A 20,169-nucleotide genomic window follows, 5' to 3' on the forward strand; every position below is an offset into this window, starting at 1 on the left:
GTCCGGCAGGCTCAATTCAAACCTCTCACTGAGCTGCTTCAATATGCTTAGTTTATCCATCGGTCAATATTCCAGTGCAGGAGAAAAGCCGCTGAACCAGGACAGTTATGGTTTCAGGCTTCCCGAAGGTGAATTGCTCACATTTAAAGGCGCTGCGGTGGCACTGGCAGACGGCATCAGTACCAGTTCAGTGAGTCACATTGCCAGTCAGGTATGTGTTAAACACTTTCTCGAAGATTATTTTTGTACCTCAGATACCTGGACGGTCCCCCGTGCGGCTACGCAAGTTATTACAGCAATAAACCGCTGGTTACTCGGCCAGAGTCGCAACAGTCCCTATGCCGGCGAACCGGACAAAGGTTACGTTTGCACATTCAGTGCACTGATTTTTAAACACCAGCGTGTACATATATTTCATCTGGGGGACGCCAGAGTGTACCGGCTGCGGGGCAGGGTGCTGGAGCAACTTACCCGCGACCACCGTCAGATGATAAATGGTGAAAAGCACTATTTGTCCAATGCCATGGGCATTAATGAATCATTGCAACTGGATAAAGACAGCCGCTCTCTGAAAGAGCAGGACTGCTTTCTTCTGCTCACCGACGGTGTGTATGAGTTTATCGATGAGGCCAGCCTCTGCAGTGTAGTGACTGAATATGAGCATGATCCGGATGAGGCAGCGAAGAGGCTGGTGGAAATGGCCTTTGCCAGAGGCAGTAACGATAACCTGACAGCTCAGATAGTCAGGGTAAATACCCTGCCAGCAGCCCATACCAGTGCCGCCGGGTCTGAAGAGGAAGAATTACCCATTCCCGGCGTGCTGCAAAGCGGGGATTTTCTCGATCAGTTTAAAATTGTTCGCAACATCTATCACAGTGCCCGCAGCCACGTTTACCTGGCTCAGAACACAGCAGATGGCAGCCAGGTGGTGCTGAAAGTGCCTTCTGTGGAAATGGCACATGAACTGGCACATCTTGAAGCATTCAGGATGGAAGAGTGGATAGCAAGGCGAATTCACAGCCAGCATGTGGTGAGCGCCCCCGATCAGCAGGCTGCCAAAACAGCATTGTATACCGTGACAGATTTTGTGCCGGGACAAACACTGGCCCAGTGGCTGAATGATAACCCGCAGCCGGATCTGGAAACTGTCCGCATGATCATTGAGCAGGTCGCCAGGGGATTGATGGCATTGCATCGCAAAGATGTTCTCCACCGTGATATCAGACCTGAAAATATCATGATTGATATCAACCATCACATCACACTGGTGGATTTAGGTGGGGCTTCTGTTGCCGGTATCAATGAATTTACCGGTGATAATGATGATATTCCCGGTACAGCTATTTATGCAGCACCGGAGTATTTTCTTGGTCAGGGTGGCAGTGAACAGTCTGAGCAGTTTTCGCTGGCGGTGCTGACCTACTATTTGCTTAGTGGCCGCTTCCCCTATGGCACGCAGGTTGCCAAATGCAGAAGCGTGACATCACAGCATAAATTGAAATATGAAAGCGTGTTAGATCCGAACCGGAGCATTCCCTTCTGGCTTGATCACACGCTAAGAAAAGCACTGCATCCCAATCCGTTCAAGCGCTATGACGCACTTTCAGAGTTTGTGTATGCCCTGAGACATCCGGATGCAAAATTTCTCAGCAGCGAGAGGCCGCCCCTACTGGAGCGCAATCCCGTTGCTTTCTGGCAGGGAGTCAGCGGTTTACTCCTTTGTCTTATTCTCGTTCTCTTACTGGAACGATTTTCACTTATCTAACCCGTGGAGCCCACTATGATTACTGACAGACAGCAAGTCACCGCAATGATTATGAGCGCAAAAGTCACTAAAGGCATTAAATGGTCGCAGGCCGCAGAAGTGATCGGCGAGTCGAAAGAATGGAGTACTGCAGCATGCCTGGGCCAGATGGCAATGACCAAAGCGCAGGCTGAAGCCACCGGTGAATTATTCGGGTTATCAGAAGAAGCCGTCGCCTGGTTACAGATTGCACCTTATAAAGGCTCTCTGCCAACGGCTGTTCCTACTGATCCGTTAATTTACCGCTGGTACGAACTGGTGAATGTGTACGGCACCACACTGAAAGAGCTTATTCACGAAGAGTTTGGCGACGGTATTATGAGTGCCATTGATTTTGAAATGGACTTAACCCGTGAACCTGATCCTAAAGGCGACCGTGTGAAAGTGGTGATGTCCGGTAAATTCCTGCCGTATAAAACTTACTGACCGTAGTCGTAACTTAAGGCGAGACGGCATCATGAAACTCGATGGTGCCGCGTCATGCCTTTAAAAGGATATTTTGAAATTAAATTATTTACGTACCACGTAAAGAAACCAGCCTACGAATACTGAAATCAGAATTGCGAAAAAACCAAGCAGGGGCAAAATCGAGAATACCCAGCGGCGAACTTCATCAGGCTCTGCTTCCACGCCGAGTGGCAGGTACATTAACCCCACAGATGTAACGATGAAAATGGAAAGTGCTGAGGTAAGCGTGGCGCGCCAGAATGGCCTTGGCATGAACCAGTTCACGATAAAGGCGACAACAATGGCTACACCTGCCAGAAGATATGCAATCAAGGGAGCTCCGTATTAGCTTAGCAAAAACGCACAGTTTGACAGGTCACCCGCCAAATGCAATTGCTGAACTCCGCTTTTGCACGGTAAATCATGGATGATTATTGGCGGGCTGGCGAAGGTTCAAGAAAGCCGCAGGCAAGCAAACGCTGTGTCAGGGCGACACGTACATCATCACCTATCTCACCCGGAATATCAGCAACCCTGAACGCAGACGTTGTTATCATGAATTGCAATTGTGCTTTTACGCCAGGGTGAATCAGTATTTGTTCGCCGGGAACAGATAAATCAAGAATATTGTCTGTCTCTACTAACTCGGCCATGGCAAGGGGACTGCGCTGAACATAAGTATTTACGGAGACAGGATGCCGCGCAGTCGCTGACGGCGTCAATTTTGGCATATCCTGAATCAGTCGTGCCCGCTGGCGTTTAAGTGACTCCATAATAAACTGATCGTGTTGTGCAGCACTCAATAAGCTTTGCAGATGCTCCTTTACCTGCTGAGAAACCTGCTCCAGTGCATTATGTGACGCAAGGCAGTCCGCTCTCGGGCCTATATCTTTCCGCAACGGCAAACTAACTTCAGTTAAATGGTCCAAAACAGCATTAACTGTATCCCTGACGGTGACCGGGACAAAGCCAATGGATAAGTGGATTGACTCTGAAGTCGACTGCACAGTATGGACGGTGCCCCGTGGCAGATAGATAAGATCGCCTGCCTTCACATCGACTGTTTGATAATGGGGCATTTGAGGAGGGAGTGAACCCGCCTTTTTCCATCGCGTAGGAAAGGAAGGCGGTGCGTCGGAAATAAACCAGCGTTTTGTGCCTTCCAACTGTATAACAATAACATCCACCTCATCGTGATGCACCGGAGCCTGTGCGCCCTGATGACTCCAGAATACGACGACACTGACCGGTGATTGAATGAGCTTTTCAAGTGACCGGGTAAAATTCGTAAGGTCAGGTGACAGTCCGGTGACATCGGGTATGCGGACTGTGTAGTCACGCTTAAAGTGATCAGAAATCAGCTGATAAAAAGCTTGTTCGTTTTCAACTTCCGTTGCCGCAGGAGGGGGCAGCTTGGGGGCATGAGAGTGACAGGTTACCGCAGGAGCATACCTGCGATGTCCCTGAAGTAATTTTTCCCTTGGAGATGTACCGCCAATCGCTGCTCTGAAAGGATTGTTGTCTTTAATTATTAGTGGCCTTTTACCCACATAGGAATTGAAGAAATCGTCGTAACTGACCGGGTTCAGGACCCTTTGCAGCGCTTCCCTGGCGTCTGAATGCATTGGTTTTCCTCCAAAAATTCTCATACTACATTAAGAATGGTTGGATAAATGTAACCTTTTGTAAAGAAATTTGAACAGTGAAACACTTAGTGAATTCAGCTTGAGTTATTTTCCCGTACCAGCCTCATTGTGTTTTACTGTGTTCTGGTGAGACTATCCACCAGAATGAACGGTCACAGCAAAGGCACAATTTCACAGGAGTAATTACTGAAACCGTCCCTGGCTTCATTTGCTTGCCGGCCGGTTAGCTTTGTAAAGTGTAATCGAGAGTGATTTTGGCGTTCAGCAATTTAGAGATCGGGCAGTTTTCTTTTGCGCCCTTCGCGATATCTGCAAACTTACCTTCATCAATCCCGTCTACTTTAGCTTCAAGGGTTAATGCAGATTTCGTTACGGTAAAGCCATCACCGTCTTTTTCCAGTGTGACCTCAGCATCAACTTTTAGATCACCGTTTTGATAACCTGCGTCTGATAACGCAAACGACAACGCCATGGCATAGCAACTGCTGTGAGCAGCAGCAATCAGTTCCTCAGGATTAGTACCGCTCTTGTCTTCAAAACGTGTATTAAAGCCATAAGGCTGATCAGACAAGGCACCACTTCCGGTGCTCACATGACCTTTGCCTTCTTTACCCAGCGGCTTATAGTGCGCAGAACCAGTTTTTACAATTGGCATAATTTCTCCTTTTTCGGGAACAGTGACGGGAAGCCTTTCTGGCCAGAAAGGGAATTCACATTTAAAACTCGCGGTAAACCCATCCCTGGGCGCTCGGCAGCCGCATCCATGCGGCTGACGGTTTTAAATGTGAATTCCCACTCTGTCCGCGGCTTCCCCGAACTAATCCCGAATGCAGTCCTTATGCCGTCAGCTATACTTTGTGCTGCAGCCCTTGCCATGAAAGAGCTGTATGTAATTTGGCTGCAAATTCTCTGCCTTACATTTATTGGAGATTACTGTAACCCTTACAGAGCCGCTGTACCTTTTTCTGGCAGCGTACAGTGACAGCGTGACAGCCGGTTTTAACATTCTGTTAAAGGACTTTGCAGGTCGATGGTGATAGAATCGCCGACCGTTTTCTAACCATGTACTGAATAATTGGACACCCATGTTTGATTTGATTAATAGCAAAGACAGCAATGTTAAAAACGACGTGCTGTCTGGCATTACTGTCGCACTGGCTTTAGTACCTGAAGCTGTGGCATTTGCCTTTGTTGCCGGTGTAGAACCTATGATTGGTTTGTATGCGGCCTTTATGATGGGCCTCATTACGTCTGCCATCGGTGGTCGTCCGGGCATGATTTCCGGCGCAACAGGGGCAATGGCCGTTGTAATGGTGGCACTGGTTGCAGAGCATGGCGTGCAATATCTTTTTGCTGCTGTGGTGCTGGCAGGCTTGCTGCAAATTTTGTGCGGGGTATTCCGTCTGGGTAAGTTCATCCGGCTGGTACCCTATCCGGTGATGCTGGGCTTTGTAAATGGCCTCGCTATCGTTATATTCCTTGCCCAGTTAGGTCAGTTTAAAGTGCAAAATGCGCCGGGTTCACTGGAATGGATGCAGGGCACCATGCTTTACATCATGCTGGGTCTGGTGGGGCTGACAATGGCGATCATCTATCTGTTGCCTAAGCTGACAAAGGCTGTTCCAGCCTCGCTGGTGGCTATCGTCACCATTACGCTGCTGGTACATGGTCTGGATTTAGAAGCCCGTACCGTTATCGATTTTGTCCGTGATTTACTACCGGCAGATCAAAAAGCCACGGCCACACTGGCCGGTGAGTTGCCAACATTCTCTATCCCTATGGTGCCGTTCACCTGGGATACGCTGATGATTATCCTGCCAACTTCAGTCATTTTATGCCTGGTTGGCTTAATTGAGTCACTGTTAACTCTCACACTTATCGATGAGATGACGGATACCCGTGGTCGCGGAAACAAAGAATGTATTGGTCAGGGTGTGGCGAACACCGTGAACGGTTTCTTTGGTGGTATGGGCGGTTGTGCCATGATTGGGCAGTCGATGATCAACATCAACTCCGGTGGCCGTGGCCGTTTGTCAGGGATTACTGCAGCGGTAGTGCTGCTGGGCTTTATCCTGTTTGCAGCGCCGCTGATTGAAATGATTCCCCTTGCTGCACTGGTAGGCGTTATGTTCGTGGTAGTAATCGGTACCTTCGAATGGGCATCGTTCCGCATAATTCGTGGTGTGAATAAGGAAGATGCATTCGTGCTGTTCCTGGTAACAGCGGTAACCGTTATCTCTGACCTCGCCATTGCTGTTGTTGTTGGTGTGATTGTGTCGGCACTGGTTTTTGCCTGGAAAGCGGCCCGCTACATTGAAGCAAAAACCCACATCGATGACGATGGCTGGAAGGTTTATGAGCTGCGCGGACCGGTTTTCTTTGGTTCGATTCATCACTTTAAAGAGATGTTTGATGTAGCTAATGACCCGAATGACGTGGTGATCGATTTTAATAACAGCCGCATCTGGGACTCTTCCGGTATCGATGCGCTGGACAGTCTGGCCGGTAAATACGAAGAGCAGGGTAAAAAGCTGCACATCCGGCATATCAGTTCTGAGTGTCGTGGCCTGCTTACAAAAGCCGATAAGTTTGTTGAAATTAATGTCAATGAAGACCCGCGTTATCGGGTAGCAACGGATAAATTAGGTTAAGCCGGTTAGTTGCGCCAGAGGTTGCCGGTCAGGACAAGGCTGGCACTAAAATAGTGCAATTGCAGTGTTAAGGTGCGTGTTTCCGGAAGCAGAATACGCATCTGAATCGCGCAGTTTAAGCTAACTTATTGATCTGTAGACATTGCTCAAACTGGCATCATACCTGCTATATCCAATACATAACCGTAAGTGATATCACGTAGATATCCACATAGCGTGAAGTTAAAGGCCGGCAAGAGCCTGACGCTGTGTAAGGAAACAATTTGTGCACGTTAAGTGCGTATCAGGCAAAGAAGCCCATGTTCAGTTTATCTGAGTGTGGGCTTTTTTTATGGCTCAAAGAAAGGGTTAAACAATGACAACATCAACAACACATCCAAAAGTACTCGTTATCGGTAACGGGATGGTTGGTCACCACTTTGTCGAACAACTGGTCGCCAGTGAGTACCCCTGTGACATTACAGTGTTAAGTGGCGAAAACCGTCTGGCATATGACCGTGTTTATCTTTCTTCGTGGTTTACCGGTGCAACGGCAGCCGATCTGGCCATGACAGATGAAGAAACTTATACCAAGTGGGGCGTTAACTTTAAGCTGAATGCCCGGGTCGAAAGCATTGACCGTAAGAACAAAACCGTCAGCACCAAAACTGACACCTTTGATTATGATGTGCTGGTGATGGCAACCGGTTCATATCCGTTTGTTCCACCTATTCCGGGTAACGACCAGCCTCATTGTCTGGTCTATCGAACCATTGAAGATCTTCAGGCCATCGAAGCCTCTGCTGCCGTCAGTAAAACTGGCGTGGTAGTAGGCGGAGGATTGCTGGGTCTTGAGGCAGCAAACGCACTGAAACAAGCCGGTGTAGAAACACACGTGGTTGAGTTTGCGCCTCAATTGATGGCCGTCCAGCTGGACGGGCAGGGCGGTGATCTGCTGCGCACTAAAATTGAAGATTTGGGCGTAACAGTACATACACAAAAAGCTACCCAAGTGATTGAGGCCGGTGAACAAAGCCGCTACCGCATGGTGTTTGCCGACGGCTCACACTTAGAAACCGACATGATTTTATTCTCTGCCGGTATACGCCCGTCGGATGCTCTGGGCCGGTCAGCGGAGCTGGCAGTAGGCGAACGTGGTGGTATTGTCATTAACAATCAGTGCCAGACATCTGACCCCGACATCTATGCTATCGGTGAATGTGCGTTATGGGACAACCGTATTTTTGGTCTGGTTGCGCCAGGCTACACCATGGCCCGTGCGGTTGCAGCAAACATCGCCGGTAAAGAAGGTGAGTTTGCCGGTGCTGACATGAGTACCAAACTTAAACTTATGGGCGTAGAAGTGGGCTCTATCGGTGATGCACATGCCAGAACCCCGGGCGCACTGAGCTATACCTATCACAACCAGCCAGACGGCGTTTACAAAAAGCTGGTGGTTGATGCGGCTCAAAAGCAGGTTATCGGTGCTGTGCTGGTAGGTGATACCAGTGATTACGATACCTTATTGCAATATGCGTTAAACGGCATTGAACTGCCTGAGCACGCTGAATCGCTTATTCTGCCTTCATCGTCAGACAAGCCTGCTCTGGGCGCTGATGCGCTGCCGGATACGGCGACTATCTGTTCTTGTCACAACGTGGCGAAATGCGATATTTCGGCAGCCATCGACGGCGGTTGCTGCAGTGTTGGCGACGTGAAGTCAGCGACCAAAGCGGCAACGGGTTGCGGTGGTTGTGCGGCACTGCTTAAAAATGTGGTGGACAGCGAGCTTGAGAAACGTGGTGTGGAAGTGTCAAAAGCCATTTGTGAGCATTTCAACTTTACCCGCCAGGAGCTTTACCACATGGTAAAAGTGGAAGGGATCCGAAGCTTCGATGCACTGCTTGAAAAGCACGGTACCGGTTTGGGCTGTGATGTGTGTAAGCCGGCAGTGGGCTCTATTCTGGCTTCAGTATGGAATGACTACATTCTTACGCAAACTAATTTGCCGCTGCAGGACACCAACGATACCTACCTGGGTAACATGCAAAAAGATGGTACTTATTCCATTGTACCCCGTGTACCCGGCGGTGAAATCACCCCGGAAGGCCTTATCCTGATTGGTGAAGTGGCGAAGAAATATGGCCTGTATACCAAGATAACCGGTGGACAACGTATCGATTTATTCGGTGCCCGTGTAGAGCAGTTACCTGATATCTGGCAGGAACTGGTCGACGGTGGTTTTGAAACCGGCCACGCCTATGCCAAAGCACTGCGTACGGTTAAATCCTGTGTGGGCAGCACCTGGTGCCGCTACGGTGTACAGGACTCTGTAGGTCAGGCTATTGATCTGGAAAATCGTTACAAAGGCCTGCGTGCACCTCACAAAATCAAATTTGCAGTATCAGGTTGTACCCGTGAATGTGCAGAAGCACAGGGCAAAGACATTGGCATAATTGCAACGGAAAAAGGCTGGAACCTGTATGTGTGCGGTAACGGCGGTATGAAGCCCCGTCACGCAGATTTGTTCGCCACCGATATTGATGATGAAACACTGGTCAAATATATCGACCGTGTACTGATGTTCTACGTGAAAACAGCTGACAGATTACAGCGCACATCGGTGTGGATGGAAAACCTGGAAGGCGGACTCGATTATCTTAAATCTGTCGTGATTGATGATGCACTGGGTATTTGTCAGGAGCTGGAAGATCAGATGCAGGCTGTGGTTGATGCTTATCAGTGCGAATGGAAAACCACACTGGAGTCACCTGAATCACGGAAGCGTTTCCGTCAGTTTGTGAACAGTAAAGAAAGCGATTCAAACATTCAGTTTGTAGACGAGCGTGGTCAGATCCGCCCTGCCACAGAGGCAGAGAAAATTGCGGGTACATCGCGTATTCCGGTAGAGCTGGTTTAAGGAGACAATATCATGCAAGCATCTGTAGAAATCATGCCGCGCTGGCACGACATCTGTGAACAAAGTGACCTGGTTGCCAACAGTGGCGTGTGCGCCCTGATTGACGAACAACAGGTTGCGATCTTCGCCTTGAACACAGCCGGCGGCACCAACCTTTACGCAGTCTCAAACTGGGACCCGGTAGGTAAAGCCAATGTGATATACCGCGGCATTGTCGGTTCTGTTAAAGGTGAAGCCGTGATTGCCTCTCCTTTGTATAAAGAGCATTACTCTCTGGTGACGGGGAAATGTGTCGAGAATGAAGCAGTCAGCCTGTCTGTATACGATGTCCGTCTTGAAGACGGCCGCGTACAGGTTGCACTGTAAGATTCCGGTTTAAAAGGTCTGCTGACCACCATTAAAAGCACAGGTAACTACCATGAATCACGCCCGCGCCACAGTAATTTCAGTACAGTCTGCCCCTAAAAGTGTTGCCAGGACACCAACGCTTGCGCAGACAACGTGCCCTTACTGTGGCGTTGGTTGTGGTGTGGACATCACGCTGGAAACAGCAGGCAATAAAACAACGCTTAAAGCCCTTACCGGTACGCCTGAACATCCGGCCAACTTCGGCAGATTATGTGTAAAAGGCACCAACCTGCTTGAAACCAATGATCTTAATGGCCGCCTGACTCAGCCTCAGATGGGCGGCAAGCCGGTATCCTGGGACACTGCAACCAGCGCCATTGCTGAAAAAATGCAACATGTGATTGATGAGCATGGCCCGGATGCTGTGGCGCTGTATGTTTCAGGACAACTGCTCACTGAAGACTACTACGTCGCCAATAAGTTTATGAAGGGGTATGTTGGCAGCGCGAACATCGACACCAACTCACGACTTTGTATGTCTTCTGCGGTTGCCGCGTATAAACGCGCTTTCGGGGAAGATATCGTACCGTGCAACTACGAAGACCTGGAGCAGACGGATTTGCTCATCCTTACAGGCAGCAACGCTGCCTGGACACATCCGGTGCTGTTCCAGCGTATGGAGCGGGCAAAACGACAAAATCCGGATATGAAAGTGGTTGTGGTTGACCCGCGGGCAACAGATACATCCACGCTGGCCGATTTACACATTCCGTTAAAACCGGGCACTGATGCAGTGCTGTTTAACGGTCTGCTGCATTTTCTGGCACAAAACGGTGGCCTGGATACTGATTTTATTGCCGCTTCAACCAGTGGTTTTGAGGCGGCACTGTCCAGTGCGGCAGAATATTCGCTGAGCCGTGTGGCTGAAGAATGTGACGTGCCGGAGCACGATATACTGGCACTGTTCACGCTGTTCCTCGAACGTCAACGAGCCATTACCTTTTTCTCTATGGGTATCAATCAGTCCACCAGTGGTGTAGATAAAGGTAATGCCATTATCAACTGCCATCTGGCGACAGGCAAAATTGGCAAAACAGGCAGCGGACCGTTCTCCATTACCGGACAACCTAATGCCATGGGCGGCCGCGAAGTTGGCGGACTGGCGAATATGCTGGCTGCTCACATGGATATTGATAACGCGCAGCACCGTGATCGGGTGCAACGTTTCTGGCAGTCGCCCCGTATGGCTGAAAAGCCGGGGTTAAAAGCGGTTGATCTGTTTAAGCGGATTAATGAAGGCAAAGTGAAGTTTGTCTGGATCATGGCCACTAACCCTGTGGTGAGCATGCCAAACCGCTGTGAAGTCGAAGCGGCACTGAGCAAATGCGATATGGTTGTGGTATCGGATATGGTGACCAAAAACGATACTCTGAAGTTTGCTCATATTGCGCTGCCGGCATCCGGCTGGTCAGAAAAAAACGGTACAGTAACCAATTCAGAAAGACGTATTTCACGCCAGCGCGGTTTACTGAAACCGGCAGGTGATTCCAGACATGACTGGCAGGCTTTATGTGCTGTGGCAGCAAAAATGGGGTTTGCAGAACATTTTGATTACCAGCACCCGGCTGAAATCTTCGATGAACATGCTCGCCTGACCGCTTTTGAGAATCACGGCAACCGCGCTTTGGATTTGGGCGGTCTTAGCGGCTTAACAATTGCGGAATACGATAACTTCCGTCCTGTGCAATGGCCGGTGCCGGAAAAAACAGTAGCCGGCGCGACGCGCTTGTTTGCTGATGGCGCATTTTTTACCGCAGATAAAAAAGCCCGTTTTATCGCGATTTCCCCCCGGTTGCCCGAACAGCAAACCACAACAGCATTTCCGTTTGTACTTAATACCGGTCGCAGTCGTGACCAGTGGCATACCATGACCCGTACCGGTAAAGCAGGGAAATTACTCAAGCATGCACCGTATTCTCAACTGTCTTTGCACCCTGAAGACATAAAAACGCTTGGACTGTCAGCACAGGGACTGGTTGCTGTGAACAGCGCCTGCAATACCGGTGAGCCGGTTATTTTACCTGTGGTTGAAGACAAACAGCTGCGTAAAGGCAATTGTTTTGCGCCTATTCACTGGTCTGCTACCTGGGGCTCTAACCTGACACTTGGGGCGTTATTTAATGGCGCCCACGACCCCTTATCCGGACAGCCTGAACTGAAACAGGGCGCGGTGAGTGTTGCTGCAGTCAGTTTTAATTTACACGGACAAATGATTATCAGCGACGCTGATGTGGCAGCGGCTCTGTCTCCGGCTTTTGATTACTGGGCGAAAACTACCACTGACGGCGGCACGGCCTTCCGCATTGCCAGCAACAACGACACCGGGAGTCTGTTCAGCAATTTGAAAAGCGTGCTTCCCGCGCACTGGTTGCTTGTTACCCGTCAGCATGAAAAAGGTCTGACGGTCATCGCAACCAGTGAGAATCGTTTTGTTTTCGGTTTATGGTTGGAGCAGAGCTACCGGGCGTTACCTGATGAGTGGCTGGACAGTTGTCTGCATCAGGACGACATCTCTTCAGAACTGCTGGCTAATCTGTTGCGCGGTACACCTGATGAAGCGTTCCTCAACGGTAAACTGGTATGCAGTTGCTTCTCCGTTCGGGAAAAAACCATTGAAACTGTCATACAGGCAGGTTGCTCCTCTGTCGACGGACTGGGCAATGAACTTAAATGCGGTACTAACTGTGGTTCCTGCAAACCGGAACTGCAAAAGATGATCGACAGTTATTCTTCTACTCAAGCTGCAAAAGCAGTTACACCTGAGGTGCTTCTCCATGATTAATTCAGCCATCGCAAAACTGCCGCAAATGTTCTTCCGTAAGCTGATGACCGGCCAGCAACGTCACCGTGTCATGCAGCCAGCGACGCCGGCATCCCTGACGGATGAGAAAAAACAGGGGCAGGTATTTATTGTCGGCGCCGGCCCGGGCGATGCAGAGTTGCTGACCATCAAAGCATGGAAGTGCCTGCAGCAGGCCGATGTGGTGCTGTTTGACTGGCTGGTGGATGAGTCTGTCATTGCAGAAATTCCCCGCCATGTGAAAACGGAATTCGTGGGTAAGCGGGCAGGCAAACATTCAATGGTGCAGGATGACATCTGCAAGCGGGTGGTTGAGCTGGCGCAGTCAGGATTAAATGTGGTGCGGCTAAAAGGCGGGGATCCGGCAGTTTTTGCCCGTACCTGTGAGGAAACCGCTGCGCTGGAAGCCGCTGACATTCCGTTTGCCATTGTGCCCGGGATCACTGCCGCTTCAGGGGCTTCGGCTTATACCGGCATTCCTTTGACAGAGCGCAACTGCGCGCAGTCGGTGACATTAACCACCGCCAGTTTTAAAGATAAAAACCAGATGCCCGACTGGGCAACGCTTGCAGATACCATGCAGCGTCAAACTGTTGTGGTGTACATGGGATTGTCCCGGTTGAGCAAAATCACGTCTGAGCTGGTGGATGCCGGTATTCGTGAAACCCTTCCGGTGGCGGTGATTGAGAACGCTTGCACTCCCAACCAGCAAGTGATCACCGGCACTGTTTCTTCTATCGCTGAAAAGGTAACGTCAGCAAACCTGCAAGGTCCTGCTTTGTTGATCTTCGGAGAGGTGGTAAAGTCTCGCCAACAGGTCTCCACAGCACTGCTTCAGCAGGTAACCCATGTCGCAGGAATTTAGTCAGTACATCAAAATAATAGGAAAGGGTCAGAAAGGCAGCCGTAGTCTGACCCGAGAAGAAGCATTCACCGCGATGAGAATGCTGCTGGCCGGCGAAGTGACCGGTGATCAAAGGGGCGCATTTTTAATGTTGCTCCGTACCCGTGAAGAAACTCCCGAAGAAGTCATTGGCTTTGTTCAGGCATGCCATCAACTTATCCCGCAAGATTTAGCCACACTCAAACCTGACGTAGACATTGGTTGTTATGCCGGTAAAAGACGCCAGTTGCCCTGGTACCTTTTATCTGCAGCTTTGCTGGCAAAAACAGGAAAACGGGTTTTTCTGCACGGTGCCCATGAACCCGGTTCCGGTCGCTTATATGCCAGCCACGTGCTGCCAACGCTGGGCTTGCAGGCTATGACATCAATCAGCGAAGCGAAGTCTCAACTGGACAGCTTCAATGCCAGCTATCTGGATTTAGGCGTGGTTCTGCCGCCGCTAAATACTCTGATAAAGCTCCGCGAAGTCTTTGCGCTGCGTTCCTGTGCGAATACGTTGGCGCGGTTACTGAATCCTACGGTAGCCCCGTATTGTGTGCAGGGTGTTTATCATATGCATCTTGATCATAAACACCGGCACGTCAATGAAGCCTTCACGGCGTGGGATTCATTGTGTTTCCGGGGAGATGGTGGCGATCCGGAAGTGAATAGTGAAAGGCCTACGGATTTGTTTATTACCCGTAAAGGTGAGACGGAAACGGCGGTGTTACCTGCTTTTACGGAAAAGTGGGCCATGAAAGACAGGGATATGGACATTGCTGATATGCTGGCCTTCTGGCGCGGCGATATTCAGCATCAATATGGTGAGCAGGCCGTTCATGCGACCCTGGTGAGCTATCTGATGCTGACAGATTCCTTATCATCAGAGGAAGCCGCGACGCAGGCTGTTACTCTCTGGCAAAACAGAGACAAGCAAGCTTTACCTTTCACTCAGTCTTTGTAAGGCTGAGTTCTTCATCCTGCCGTTACCGGCAATATTCTGCATTTTGTGGCGCAAATCAGGCAGTTTAACTGCCTTTTTTGTTAATTTAATGTTTATTTACACCTTAATGATACACGTCGGAGGGTTTCTATTTGCATCCCAATTGAGCGCAATGCGCGCTTTTTGTGCACAAATTTGAAACAGCCTTTACTGTTCCTAATGCTGTATTTTTTTAAGCGATTGATATTAATAACTTTTAATTTTTGGCATACCTGATGCAATAACCAATTTGCGATAGTTACTGCTTATTAAAAGAACATTCATAGTAACGCGCTTACAACTTATTCTTGCTTCAAAGTGATTTGGAGTGCGGCAACGAAGCCCACCACCTTAGCGGTCATTCGCTAAGGTGGTGGGTTTTTTTTTGGCAACGAGGAACCCACATGAAAGCGTCAAAACCGTTATTTGGTCTGACAAAGAAAGTAAAAGCGCTGGCATCTACGCTGGCTCTGTCGTTGACAATGGCAGGCGCAAGCGTCTCAGCTGTTACAGCACAGGAAATTGACTGGCCCGAGAAAGAAGAGCTTAAATTCGGCTTTATCAAACTGACTGATATGGCACCTCTGGCTATTGCTTATGAGAAAGGTTTCTTCGAAGACGAAGGTTTGTATGTCACGCTGGAAGCGCAGGCAAACTGGAAGGTTCTGCTCGACCGTGTCATTGACGGTCAGCTGGATGGTGCACATATGCTGGCCGGACAGCCTTTGGGTGCAACCATCGGTTTCGGAACTGAAGCGCACATCATTACTGCATTCAGCATGGACTTAAACGGTAACGGTATTACCGTCTCCAACGACATCTGGAAGGAGATGGAAAAGCACATCCCTCAGGAAAACGGTCAACCGGTTCACCCGATTAAAGCGGATTATCTGAAGCCGGTAGTCGACAGTTACCGTGAAGCGGGCAAACCTTTTAATATGGGCATGGTATTCCCGGTATCCACCCACAACTACGAGCTGCGTTACTGGCTGGCGGCCGGCGGTATTCACCCGGGCTTCTATGCACCGCACAAAGGTGACACATCCGGTCAGATTGATGCTCAGGCACTGCTGTCTGTGACACCTCCGCCGCAAATGCCGGCTACCATGGAAGCGGGTACCATTTACGGTTATTGCGTAGGTGAGCCGTGGAACCAGCAAGCCGTGTTTAAAGGCATTGGTGTACCGGTTATTACCGACTATGAAATCTGGAAAAACAACCCGGAAAAAGTATTCGGTGTCAGCAACGAATGGGCCGAAAAGTACCCGAACACGCACCTTCGTGTTGTAAAAGCGATGATCCGTGCAGCGATGTGGCTGGATGAAAACAACAACGCTAACCGTCCTGAAGCGGTAAAAATTCTCTCTAAACCTTCTTATGTGGGTGCAGATGAAGCGGTACTGGCGAACAGCATGACCGGTACGTTTGAATACGAAAAAGGCGATAAGCGTGAGGTGCCTGATTTCAACGTATTCTTCCGCTACAACGCTACTTACCCGTACTACAGCGATGCAATCTGGTATTTAACGCAAATGCGTCGTTGGGGTCAGATCTCTGAAGCGAAACCTGACAGCTGGTATATGGACATGGCGAAGAAAGTGTATCGTCCTGACATCTACGCTGTCGCTGCTAAAGCGCTAATCGCGGAAGGCAAAGCGAAAGCTGCAGACTTCCCTGATTTCGACTCAGAATCTGGTTTTAAACCACCTCAATCAGAATTCATTGACGGCGTAACGTACGACGGTACTAAGCCCAATGCTTATCTGGAAAGCTTTGGTATCGGCCTGAAAGGCGACACCGTACTTTAATTACGCATACGGGAGACGAACATGAGCAAGTCAGCGTCATTAGTCACATCCATTGGATTAAAAGAAGGCAATATGGGGAAGGTCATATTATCAAACCTGCAAGCGTTGTTGTTGCCAGTCATTGGTTTACTGCTTTTCCTTGCCGTTTGGAACGGGGTAGCAAAAACCATCGATACGTCACTGGGCCAGTTCCCTGGTCCGGCACAGGTATGGACACAGGCGCTGACTCTCATGGACGAACACAATGCGCAACGGGAAAAGGCTGACGCATTCTACGAGCGACAGGAAGAACGTAATGCAGCGCGGGCAGCAAAGGACCCGGACTATGTACCGAAAATTCGTCCTTTTACCGGCGCACCAACCTTCTTTGATCAAATCTGGACAAGCTTGTACACCGTTATGGTCGGCTTTTTTATTGCGTCGCTCATCGCTGTACCGGTAGGGATAATGTGCGGACTAAGCAAGTCTGCTTATACCGCGATTAACCCACTTATCCAGCTTTTCAAACCCGTGTCTCCGTTGGCCTGGCTGCCATTGGTAACGATGGTAGTCAGTGCCCTTTATGTGTCAGACGACCCGATGTTTTCCAAGTCATTTGTCACTTCTGCTTTCACAGTATCACTGTGCTGTTTGTGGCCAACACTGATCAATACGGCAGTGGGGGTCTCTAACATCGACAAAGACCTGGTGAATGTAAGCCGCGTACTGCGTCTCAAGCCGCCTACACACCTGACTAAAATTGTTTTACCTGCCTCAATTCCGATGATCTTTACCGGTTTGCGCTTGTCGCTGGGTATTGGCTGGATGGTATTGATTGCTGCAGAAATGCTGGCACAAAACCCGGGGCTGGGTAAGTTCGTGTGGGATGAGTTCCAGAACGGCAGCTCAGAATCACTGGCCCGTATTATGGTTGCTGTACTGACTATCGGTGCCATCGGCTTCGTACTGGACCGCATCATGCTGATGTTTCAGCGCATGGTGAGCTGGGACAAAAACAGCGTATTACGCTAATCAGGAGAAACAGATATGACTGCAAAACATCTTGAACTGACGCAGGTAGGTATCGATTTTCCTACCCCGAAAGGCCCGTTCACTGCTTTACGGGACGTAAACCTGAAAATCAGCAAAGGCGAATTTGTATCACTAATCGGCCACTCAGGGTGCGGTAAGTCCACCGTACTGAACATCGTTGCCGGTTTACATCAGGCAACTTCCGGCGGTGTCATCCTGGACAACGCTGAAGTGAAAGAGCCCGGTCCGGAGCGGGCGGTAGTATTCCAGAACCATTCTTTGCTGCCCTGGCTGACCGTTTACAAAAATGTAGAGCTTGCTGTTAAGCAAACTCTGCGTGGTAAGTCTAAAGCCGAAATCAAAGACTGGGTGATGCACAACCTTGAGCTGGTGCATATGACCCATGCGATCGACAAGCTGCCTTCGGAAATTTCCGGTGGGATGAAACAGCGTGTTGGTATCGCCCGCGCACTGGCTATGGAGCCTAAAGTACTGCTCATGGACGAACCCTTCGGTGCCCTTGATGCACTGACCCGTGCCCATTTGCAGGATTCACTGATGGACATTCATGCTGACCTTGGCAATACCGTCATCATGATTACCCATGACGTGGATGAAGCCGTTTTGTTGTCTGACCGCATTGTGATGATGACTAACGGTCCGGCTGCAACGGTTGGTGAAATTCTGGATATTAATCTGCCAAGACCACGGGATCGTCTGGTGCTGGCAGATAACCCGGAATACAACCATTACCGCCATGAAGTACTCACCTTCCTGTACGAAAAACAGAAAAAAGTTGAGCCGGTTAACAGCCGTCAAAAAGATTCAAAAAACACTAAGGCTACATCAGCAAAAAAGTCTGATGCTGCCTGACTAAAGCACACAGTTTAATAAAAACAATAGGATAGCTCAGCCGCAAGGCACGGGCGGGCTATCTCTGTCTCAAAATCAGAGGAACACACGATGAAACTAACTGCAATGTACCCGCGCACACTGCTTGCTGTTGCGCTCACAGGTGTCTTTTCCCCGGCTATGGCAGCCGACTGGTATGACGCAATGAAAGAAACCACTGCCACGGCAGCCTTTAATTTGCGTTACGAGGGTGTGCAACAGGATAACGCGCTGGCTGACGCCGATGCCCTGACGTTACGTACAATGGTGGGAATTACATCCGGCAGCTACAAAGGTTTTTCTTTCACTGCTGAAATGGAAGATGTGCGTATTGCTTTAGGGCAGGGCGATTACTCAGTGCCACCGGCCGGTTACCAGGCGGGTGAATATTCCGTTATCGCAGACCCTGAAACCACCGAGTTGCACCAGGGATTTGTACAATATAAGAATGAAGGCCTGACCATTAAAGGCGGTCGTCAGATCATTGCACTTGACGGTCACCGCTTTGTCGGCCACGTGGGCTGGCGTCAGGACTGGCAAACCTTCGACGGGGTAACCGCAAAGTACACGTCAGGTAATATGTCTGCATTTTACGGGTATGTTACCCAACGTAACCGTATTTTCGCTGAAGCGGCAGACCTGGACAGTAAAGATCACCTGCTGAACCTGTCTTACAGCAGCGATATCGGTAAGTTCACGGCGTATGCTTACTTACTGGAAGTGGATAACGGTGTTGATAACGGACTCGATACCTACGGCATCAGCTATGCCGGCAGCACCGCAACGGATTCCGTGAAATGGATTTATAATGCTGAATATGCCACGCAAACCAGCGATACCCCCGCGGCCAGCTATGATGCCGATTATTACATGTTAGAAGGTGGTGCAGTGGTTTCCGGCATCACGGCTAAAGTGACTTATGAAGTGCTGGGTTCAGACAATGGCATGTACGGCTTCTCTACACCGCTGGCGACCCTGCATAAGTTTAACGGCTGGACGGATCAATTCCTTGCTACACCGGCACAGGGTCTGGAAGACCTGGCCTTTACCGTCAGTGGCGGTCTGGCAGGTGGTAAATGGCTGGCAGCTTATCACGCGTTTGATGCAAATGAAGCCACTGAAGGGGTCAGTGATCTCGGTAGTGAAATCAATGTACAATACGTCACAAAAGTAGCTGAGCATTTCACACTGGGTCTGAAATACGGTACGTATTCTGCCGGTGATATTAAAGTGGACACTGATAAAGTATGGGTTTGGATCGGCGCGAAATTCTAAGTCATGAAACCGCAGGGTTAGTTCTCTGCGGCGGCAAGTCATCCAGAATGGGGCGGGATAAATCCCGCCTGACACTGAATGGGTTAACGCTGCTGGATACCACCCTGCAAACATTGTCAGGTGTTTGTGAGATGGTTTACACCCTTGGCAAAACAGACTGCGATTTTACCGATTTATACGAAGATAAAGGGCCGGCTATGGCCCTTTTCAGTATGCTCGGCCAGGCCCGTATTCAGGATGGTGCCAGATTACTGGTTATGCCGGTAGACATGCCCCTTTGTACGGTATCGTGCCTGCAGGCAATTCTGCAGGAGAGCCGCCAGCGTGAGACCAGCGTATATACCAGTGATGCTATCATGCCACTGGTGATCTGCTACTCGCAGCAGGGCATGAATAACCTCAAACAATGCGTTAAAGATCAGTCCTCATTATCCCTGCGCAGATTACTCAATTGTTTCGGCTGCGAAGCGGTAGCCCTGCCACAATTTGCAAACGAATTGACGAATGTGAATAACCATGACGACTGGCAGCGGGTTCTTGATATTTCGGCCTGCGAGAAGCGTTAATCTGAGTGTCAATGATTGACACATCATTCGAAGGTTTTTTCTTCTTTAGTGTGTGATCTTGGTCATTTCAATCATCAATGTCCTGAAAATGTTAACTC

The 20,169-nt window shown here is 49.6% G+C and carries 16 protein-coding genes; 13 read left to right on the plus strand and 3 right to left on the minus strand.

What is annotated here, in order from left to right:
• The first annotated feature begins 43 nt into the window (after positions 1–43).
• On the plus strand, positions 44–1,765 hold the full coding sequence (locus ACXAH4_RS06410) for a bifunctional protein-serine/threonine kinase/phosphatase (RefSeq protein WP_474845107.1): 1,722 nt from the start codon (positions 44–46) through the stop codon (positions 1,763–1,765).
• 15 nt (positions 1,766–1,780) lie between these two features.
• Positions 1,781–2,230 (plus strand): cyanase, encoded by a 450-nt coding sequence (gene cynS / locus ACXAH4_RS06415; protein WP_474845105.1) that lies wholly within the window; start codon positions 1,781–1,783, stop codon positions 2,228–2,230.
• A gap of 84 nt (positions 2,231–2,314) precedes the next feature.
• On the opposite strand, the gene ACXAH4_RS06420 is transcribed toward cynS, so the two are convergent.
• From ACXAH4_RS06420 to ACXAH4_RS06430, 3 genes are all read right to left on the minus strand, one after another.
• The gene (locus tag ACXAH4_RS06420; protein ID WP_474845103.1) at positions 2,315–2,584 is read right to left on the minus strand and encodes a hypothetical protein; all 270 of its coding nucleotides are present in this window, start codon (positions 2,582–2,584) and stop codon (positions 2,315–2,317) included.
• Between the two features lie 98 nt (positions 2,585–2,682).
• On the minus strand, positions 2,683–3,876 hold the full coding sequence (locus tag ACXAH4_RS06425; protein ID WP_474881162.1) for a JmjC domain-containing protein: 1,194 nt from the start codon (positions 3,874–3,876) through the stop codon (positions 2,683–2,685).
• 244 nt (positions 3,877–4,120) lie between these two features.
• The gene (locus ACXAH4_RS06430; protein ID WP_474845099.1) at positions 4,121–4,552 is read right to left on the minus strand and encodes an OsmC family protein; all 432 of its coding nucleotides are present in this window, start codon (positions 4,550–4,552) and stop codon (positions 4,121–4,123) included.
• 430 nt (positions 4,553–4,982) lie between these two features.
• Here ACXAH4_RS06430 and ACXAH4_RS06435 point away from each other — a divergent pair, with 430 nt between their 5' ends.
• The 11 genes from ACXAH4_RS06435 to mobA all read left to right on the plus strand — a co-directional run bounded on the left by ACXAH4_RS06435 (position 4,983) and on the right by mobA (position 20,071).
• A complete protein-coding gene (locus ACXAH4_RS06435) occupies positions 4,983–6,548 on the plus strand; it encodes a SulP family inorganic anion transporter (RefSeq protein WP_303573792.1) in 1,566 nt (521 codons plus the stop codon).
• Positions 6,549–6,903: 355 nt separating this feature from the next.
• Entirely contained in the window at positions 6,904–9,447 is a 2,544-nt protein-coding gene (gene nirB / locus ACXAH4_RS06440; protein WP_474845096.1) for a nitrite reductase large subunit NirB, read from the plus strand.
• Between the two features lie 12 nt (positions 9,448–9,459).
• On the plus strand, positions 9,460–9,813 hold the full coding sequence (gene nirD / locus ACXAH4_RS06445; RefSeq protein WP_474845094.1) for a nitrite reductase small subunit NirD: 354 nt from the start codon (positions 9,460–9,462) through the stop codon (positions 9,811–9,813).
• Positions 9,814–9,865: 52 nt separating this feature from the next.
• A complete protein-coding gene (locus ACXAH4_RS06450) occupies positions 9,866–12,637 on the plus strand; it encodes a nitrate reductase (protein ID WP_474881164.1) in 2,772 nt (923 codons plus the stop codon).
• Positions 12,630–13,520, plus strand: coding sequence for a uroporphyrinogen-III C-methyltransferase (cobA, locus tag ACXAH4_RS06455; RefSeq protein ID WP_474845090.1), 891 nt, complete (start codon positions 12,630–12,632; stop codon positions 13,518–13,520). The genes ACXAH4_RS06450 and cobA overlap by 8 nt, the downstream gene beginning before the upstream one ends.
• Positions 13,504–14,502, plus strand: coding sequence for a glycosyl transferase family protein (locus tag ACXAH4_RS06460; protein ID WP_474845088.1), 999 nt, complete (start codon positions 13,504–13,506; stop codon positions 14,500–14,502). The genes cobA and ACXAH4_RS06460 overlap by 17 nt, the downstream gene beginning before the upstream one ends.
• Before the next feature lie 500 nt (positions 14,503–15,002).
• Positions 15,003–16,328 carry a CmpA/NrtA family ABC transporter substrate-binding protein gene (locus ACXAH4_RS06465; protein WP_442858449.1) on the plus strand — a complete coding sequence of 442 codons (1,326 nt, stop codon included), beginning with the start codon at positions 15,003–15,005 and terminating at the stop codon, positions 16,326–16,328.
• 21 nt (positions 16,329–16,349) lie between these two features.
• Positions 16,350–17,339 carry an ABC transporter permease gene (locus ACXAH4_RS06470; RefSeq protein ID WP_474845086.1) on the plus strand — a complete coding sequence of 330 codons (990 nt, stop codon included), beginning with the start codon at positions 16,350–16,352 and terminating at the stop codon, positions 17,337–17,339.
• A gap of 15 nt (positions 17,340–17,354) precedes the next feature.
• Positions 17,355–18,212: an ABC transporter ATP-binding protein gene (locus ACXAH4_RS06475; protein WP_119500064.1), complete on the plus strand. Its 858-nt coding sequence runs from the start codon at positions 17,355–17,357 to the stop codon at positions 18,210–18,212.
• A 90-nt stretch (positions 18,213–18,302) separates the two neighbouring features.
• Positions 18,303–19,505 carry an alginate export family protein gene (locus ACXAH4_RS06480; protein ID WP_474845083.1) on the plus strand — a complete coding sequence of 401 codons (1,203 nt, stop codon included), beginning with the start codon at positions 18,303–18,305 and terminating at the stop codon, positions 19,503–19,505.
• Entirely contained in the window at positions 19,478–20,071 is a 594-nt protein-coding gene (gene mobA / locus ACXAH4_RS06485; RefSeq protein WP_474881166.1) for a molybdenum cofactor guanylyltransferase, read from the plus strand. The genes ACXAH4_RS06480 and mobA overlap by 28 nt, the downstream gene beginning before the upstream one ends.
• Positions 20,072–20,169 lie beyond the last annotated feature (98 nt).

Source organism: Alteromonas sp. ABV2_168 (assembly GCF_056161165.1).

Coding starts and splice junctions, on each gene's coding strand:
- ACXAH4_RS06465 (WP_442858449.1), top strand. CDS start 15,003: ATGGCAGGCGCAAGCGTCTCAGCTGTTACAGCACAGGAAATTGACTGG.
- cobA (WP_474845090.1), top strand. CDS start 12,630: ATGATTAATTCAGCCATCGCAAAACTGCCGCAAATGTTCTTCCGTAAG.
- ACXAH4_RS06470 (WP_474845086.1), top strand. CDS start 16,350: ATGAGCAAGTCAGCGTCATTAGTCACATCCATTGGATTAAAAGAAGGC.
- ACXAH4_RS06450 (WP_474881164.1), top strand. CDS start 9,866: ATGAATCACGCCCGCGCCACAGTAATTTCAGTACAGTCTGCCCCTAAA.
- ACXAH4_RS06480 (WP_474845083.1), top strand. CDS start 18,303: ATGAAACTAACTGCAATGTACCCGCGCACACTGCTTGCTGTTGCGCTC.
- nirD (WP_474845094.1), top strand. CDS start 9,460: ATGCAAGCATCTGTAGAAATCATGCCGCGCTGGCACGACATCTGTGAA.
- mobA (WP_474881166.1), top strand. CDS start 19,478: ATGGGTTTGGATCGGCGCGAAATTCTAAGTCATGAAACCGCAGGGTTA.
- cynS (WP_474845105.1), top strand. CDS start 1,781: ATGATTACTGACAGACAGCAAGTCACCGCAATGATTATGAGCGCAAAA.
- ACXAH4_RS06430 (WP_474845099.1), bottom strand. CDS start 4,552: ATGCCAATTGTAAAAACTGGTTCTGCGCACTATAAGCCGCTGGGTAAA.
- ACXAH4_RS06410 (WP_474845107.1), top strand. CDS start 44: ATGCTTAGTTTATCCATCGGTCAATATTCCAGTGCAGGAGAAAAGCCG.
- ACXAH4_RS06475 (WP_119500064.1), top strand. CDS start 17,355: ATGACTGCAAAACATCTTGAACTGACGCAGGTAGGTATCGATTTTCCT.
- nirB (WP_474845096.1), top strand. CDS start 6,904: ATGACAACATCAACAACACATCCAAAAGTACTCGTTATCGGTAACGGG.
- ACXAH4_RS06460 (WP_474845088.1), top strand. CDS start 13,504: ATGTCGCAGGAATTTAGTCAGTACATCAAAATAATAGGAAAGGGTCAG.
- ACXAH4_RS06435 (WP_303573792.1), top strand. CDS start 4,983: ATGTTTGATTTGATTAATAGCAAAGACAGCAATGTTAAAAACGACGTG.
- ACXAH4_RS06425 (WP_474881162.1), bottom strand. CDS start 3,876: ATGCATTCAGACGCCAGGGAAGCGCTGCAAAGGGTCCTGAACCCGGTC.